The organism is Microbacterium sp. H6, assembly GCF_003314775.1.
GTDB lineage: Bacteria > Actinomycetota > Actinomycetes > Actinomycetales > Microbacteriaceae > Microbacterium > Microbacterium oxydans.
The window spans coordinates 1,093-5,587 of sequence record NZ_QOAY01000005.1; the positions used below are offsets into that span (position 1 = coordinate 1,093).

6 protein-coding genes and 1 pseudogene are annotated in these 4,495 nt (G+C 69.8%); 4 read left to right on the forward strand and 3 right to left on the reverse strand.

The features are described 5' to 3' along the window. Positions 1-284: pseudogene (locus DSP71_RS22815) on the reverse strand (hypothetical protein); the annotation flags it as partial. A 186-nt stretch (positions 285-470) separates the two neighbouring features. Between DSP71_RS22815 and DSP71_RS00140 the strand changes: the two are divergent. The 3 genes from DSP71_RS00140 (at position 471) to DSP71_RS00150 (ending at position 2,904) form a co-directional block, all read left to right on the forward strand. Beyond that, positions 471-818 carry a hypothetical protein gene (locus DSP71_RS00140; RefSeq protein ID WP_058632365.1) on the forward strand — a complete coding sequence of 116 codons (348 nt, stop codon included), beginning with the start codon at positions 471-473 and terminating at the stop codon, positions 816-818. A gap of 128 nt (positions 819-946) precedes the next feature. Continuing rightward, complete coding sequence (locus tag DSP71_RS00145) at positions 947-1,831, forward strand: SDR family oxidoreductase (protein ID WP_113680064.1); 885 nt, start codon at positions 947-949, stop codon at positions 1,829-1,831. Between the two features lie 155 nt (positions 1,832-1,986). After that, complete coding sequence (locus tag DSP71_RS00150) at positions 1,987-2,904, forward strand: DMT family transporter (protein ID WP_113680065.1); 918 nt, start codon at positions 1,987-1,989, stop codon at positions 2,902-2,904. Here the strand turns inward: DSP71_RS00150 and DSP71_RS00155 are convergent. Together DSP71_RS00155 and DSP71_RS00160 are read right to left on the reverse strand one after the other, a co-directional pair. After that, the gene (locus tag DSP71_RS00155; RefSeq protein ID WP_113680066.1) at positions 2,876-3,655 is read right to left on the reverse strand and encodes a membrane protein insertase YidC; all 780 of its coding nucleotides are present in this window, start codon (positions 3,653-3,655) and stop codon (positions 2,876-2,878) included. The two genes, DSP71_RS00150 and DSP71_RS00155, sit on opposite strands and share 29 nt — an antisense overlap. 66 nt (positions 3,656-3,721) lie before the next feature. Beyond that, complete coding sequence (locus DSP71_RS00160; protein ID WP_046747744.1) at positions 3,722-3,994, reverse strand: DUF6412 domain-containing protein; 273 nt, start codon at positions 3,992-3,994, stop codon at positions 3,722-3,724. Between the two features lie 70 nt (positions 3,995-4,064). On the opposite strand from DSP71_RS00160, the gene DSP71_RS00165 reads away from it, so the two are divergent. Then, on the forward strand, positions 4,065-4,495 hold a 431-nt coding region (locus DSP71_RS00165), incomplete at its 3' end, for a nitronate monooxygenase (RefSeq protein WP_181800619.1).

Genomic DNA, 4,495 nt, shown 5'->3' on the forward strand with positions numbered 1-4,495 from the left:
TCCACGCCGAGGCTCGCGTTCGTCTCGCCCTCGCCGTGCAGGGTCAGCACGTACTCGTCGCGGTCGTCGTGCGTGATCGTGGCGTGCACCGGGTCGGTGTCGGCGAGGCGCAGTTCGTTGCCCTCGGCCGAGCCGACGCGGACGACATCGTCTTCGAGCGCGAACTCGGTGCGCTCGTCGTCCCTGGTGATGCGCAGACGGGGGTTTCCCGCGCCCCACGACGCGTGCGTCGTGCCCGGGGTGTTGCCCTCGTCCGGGCGGTCATCGATGTGTCGGTCGTTCATGGCAGTGCCCTCCTCGGGGTCGAGTGGAATGAGGCTATGCGTCCCTCCAGATCTCGCCGAGGGGGTTGACTTCGCTGTGGCGACCCGGCATCGGATCCACCCGCCGAGGGACTGTGTGGCCGTCGGCTGTTTGAGGAACAATGGGTCGCAACCGTCGTCCCCACCGCCACGAGCGAGGAGCAGTGCATGGGAAAGTTCGTCTATGAAGGCAGCGTGAAGACCGAGATCGAGGACCGGGCGCTCACGCATCTGCAGCTCGTCATCACCGCCAAGCTGCGTCGCGGTGAGCCCTTCCCGTTCAGCTGGCGAGAAGACACCAGCGTGGGCGGTGGGCGCACCACCGTCTGGATCCAGCCCGGCAGCGCGCTGGTCTTCAAGTACTTCGGCAGCAGGCAGCCGTCCATCAACCGCGCCTGGATCGAGGCCCTCGCCTTCACGGCGAACGCTCCGAGCGGGCTCTACCTCGTTCCCGAGCCCGCGGAATCGGGAACCGAGCCGGGCACCGAGGAAGTACCGGTGACCCCGCCCGTCTGATCCTCTCGACCCCTCGCACAGGGCGGACCTGTCAACCCCCCTGACGGGAGGGCGGCCCTCGGGGAGAGTCGCTCGTACGACGACACGTTCCACGAGACGACACGTTCCACGAGATGAGGAGGATCGCCATGACAGACGACACCACCGACCCCCGGCACGCGCATCGCGAGGAGGGCTTCCCCTCGCAGCACCAGGATCAGCCGGGGCTGACGGAGCGGACCCGGCCGGAGCCCGACCACGGCGAGCAGACCTACGCAGGCCACGGTCGCCTGGGAGGACGCCGTGCTCTGATCACGGGCGGGGACTCGGGCATCGGCCGCGCCGTCGCGATCGCCTTCGCCCGAGAGGGCGCGGACGTCGCCATCGCGCACATGCCCGAGGAACAGGACGACGCGGAGGACACCCTCGCCCTGGTCCGCGAGGCCGGCCGGATCGGAGTGGGATTCGCGGGCGATCTGCGCGACGAGGGGTTCGCGACCGACATCGTCGCGAAGACCCGGAGCGAGCTGGGTGGACTCGACGTGCTCGTGCTCAACGCCGGCTACCAGCACGACATCGACGGTTTCGCGTCGCTGGAGACGGAGCGGATGCGCCGGGTCTTCGACACGAACCTGGCCGGAATGCTGTTCTCGGCACGTGCGGCCTATCCCGACCTCGAACCCGGTGCGAGCATCATCGTGACCGCGTCGGTGCAGGCCTACAACCCCTCGCCGGGTCTGATCGACTACGCCATGACCAAGGCGGCACAGGTGGCGTTCGTGAAGGCGCTCGCCGAGGAGGCAGGGCCCAAGGGCATCCGAGTGAACGCCGTGGCCCCCGGCCCGATCTGGACACCGCTGATCCCCGCGACGGGCTGGGACGCCGAGCGCCTGGCGACCTTCGGTGCCGACACCCCGCTCGGGCGGGCAGGGCAACCCGCGGAACTCGCCGGGGCATATGTGTACCTGGCGTCGGACGAGTCCTCCTACACCTCGGGATCGGTCATCGCGGTCACGGGCGGTAAACACCTCTGACCCCTACGAGCATCCGTCGAGACCCATCGTCTTCGTCGACACCCACGCGCCGTCGCGCATTCGACGGTGGGTCTCGACAGGGACGGTGGGTCTCGACAGCAGGGTGGGTCTCGACAGCACGGTGGGTCTCGACAGTCGCCGCCTAAGCTTGTCTGGTGCAGAAGCCCACCGCATCCGGTCCCCTCGTGGGGGTCGTGCTCGTCATCGGCTCCTGCCTCTCACTTCCCTTCGGCGCTGCTGTCGCGGCCCAGCTCTTCCCGGTGCTCGGACCGTGGGGGGTCACCTCGCTGCGCGTGGCGATCGCCGCGGTGCTGCTCGTCGTCATCGTGCGGCCGCGACCGGGGAAGTGGACCCGCTCGCAGTGGCTTGCCGCCGTGCTCTTCGGTGTCTCGCTGGCGGCGATGAACGGCTTCTTCTACGCCGCGATCGATCGCATCCCGCTGGGGCCCGCCGTCGCGATCGAGTTCCTCGGACCGCTCGTCCTCGCCGCCGTGCTCACCCGGAAGCTCAGAGATTTCGCCTGGGTCGGCATCGCCCTGCTGGGCATGGTCGTCCTCGGCATCGACGGGCTGATCGGGGCCGAGCCGCTCGATCCGCTCGGGGTTGTGTTCATCCTCATCGCCGCCGGATTCTGGGCCATGTACATCCGGATGAGCGCCCGCGTCGGCGCCCTCATCCCCGGCAGCAGCGGCCTGGCGATGGGACTCGTGGTCGCGGCCGTGCTGCTGATCCCGGTCGGCGTTCCCGCTGTGTCGACCGTGGCGATGGACCCGCAGCTCCTGCTGCTCGCGGCGATCACCGCGGTGCTGTCGTCGGTCATCCCGTACAGCTTCGAGCTCGCGGCGCTGCGGCGGCTTCCGCAGCGCGTCTTCGGGGTGTTGCTGAGCCTGGAGCCGGCGTTCGCCACCCTCGCCGGCTGGCTCATCCTCGGTCAGGATGCGACGCCGTTGCGCATGCTCGCCATCGCTCTCGTGATCGCCGCGAGCGTCGGCACCACGCTCGGCGTGCGGAGGGACCGTCGCGACGGCGGCCCCTCCGGTCCCTTCACCGCGCCGATACCGCTGCCCGATTGACCGTCGGAGTCGGCAGCGGGAAGCGCCGACGCAGGATGACGCGCTGGACGAGCGTCCACACCACCGTGACGGTGAGGTAGAGCGCAGCGGCGAGGGGCACGAATGCGGCGAATACCGCTGTGAGGTAGTGCGTCGCCGAGACGACGCGCAGCATCGTGGGCGAGTTCAACGGGGAGTCGTCACCCTCGATCGGAGTGGGACGGAACACGCGGCGGGTGACCTCGGCGACCGCGACCATGACCGCCAGCAGCACTCCGAACACCAGGAACGTGGCGGGCGTCGCCGTGCCGCCGAAGAGCGCGGAGACCAGGCTCGTCCCCAGCGGGGCGCCGAACAGGTCGTGCGCGAGCAGTTCGTTCGGATGACCGGCGATCTCGGGACGGAGGAACAGCGTGTACAGGATGCCGACGACGGGGGCCTGCGCCAGCACCGGGAGCATCCCCGCGAACGGCGACGTGTTCTCGGCCTTGTAGAGCGCCAACGTCTCCTTCTGCAGGCGCTCGGGGTTCTTCTTGTGGCGGCGCTGCAGCTCACGCAGCTTCGGGGCGAGACGCGCCCTGGTCTGTTCGGCCTTGGCCTGGGATATGCCCACCGGGATGAGCAGCGCCCGCACCAGCAGGGTGACGAGCACCACGGCGAGTGCTGCGGCCGCGGCGCCGGCGAGAGGGGTGAGGAGGTCGGAGAGCCCGGTCATGGCGCCGTAGGCGGCGTCGAGGAGGGCGGCGAGAGGAGGGAAAGCGAAGATGTCCAAGAGAGTGTCCGTTCGTGGCGTCGGGAAGGGTCGGCGAAGGCCGCGCTGTCCCGTCGTGCGAACGGACTACGCGGCGGTCGCGACTCCCGGCGCCCGAGGGCGCGGATGCCCGGCGGCATCGGGGTCACTCTGCGTGAGGAGGGTGCCGACGTCGATGGCCCGGAGCGGATGCGGGGCGTCGGCTGTGGCCTCGGGGTGCACGCTCAGCACGATGGCGAGCGTGAGGGCGGTCACGGCGAGCAGCGCGATCGCGAGGCCGAGGGCCGTTGCGTCGGGCATCGACACGAGGCCGATCGCGGTCGCGACGAAGCTCAGCATCTGCCCGAACCACTCGCTCATGTGCGCACCCCTTCCTGCGACGAGGGTATCACCGCGGCCTCGGGGTCGCCCGCGGGCGTAACGTCGAAGCATGAGTGACCTTCGCACCCTGCTCGGGATCGAGCATCCGATCGTTCTCGGCCCGTTCGGCGGGCTCTCCTCGACCGCGCTCACCGCCGCGGTCAGCAACGCGGGTGGACTGGGGTCGTTCGGACTCTACGGTTACGACGGCGATCGCATCCGTGCGACCGGGGCCGAGCTGCGTGCCCTGACCGACCGGCCCTATGCGGTGAACGTCTGGCTTCCGATGGGAGACGAGGCCGAGCCGAACCCGCAGCACACCGTGTTCGCGCAGGCCCTGCAGCCGTTCTACGAAGCCGTGGGCGTGGACGTCCCCGCGCGGCCGGAGCGGTACGCCCCGACCCTGGACGAACAGCTCGAGGCCGTCTGGGAGATCGAGCCCGCCGTGCTCAGCGTGGTGTTCGGCGTGCCGTCGGACGACCTGATCGAGGAGGCGCATCG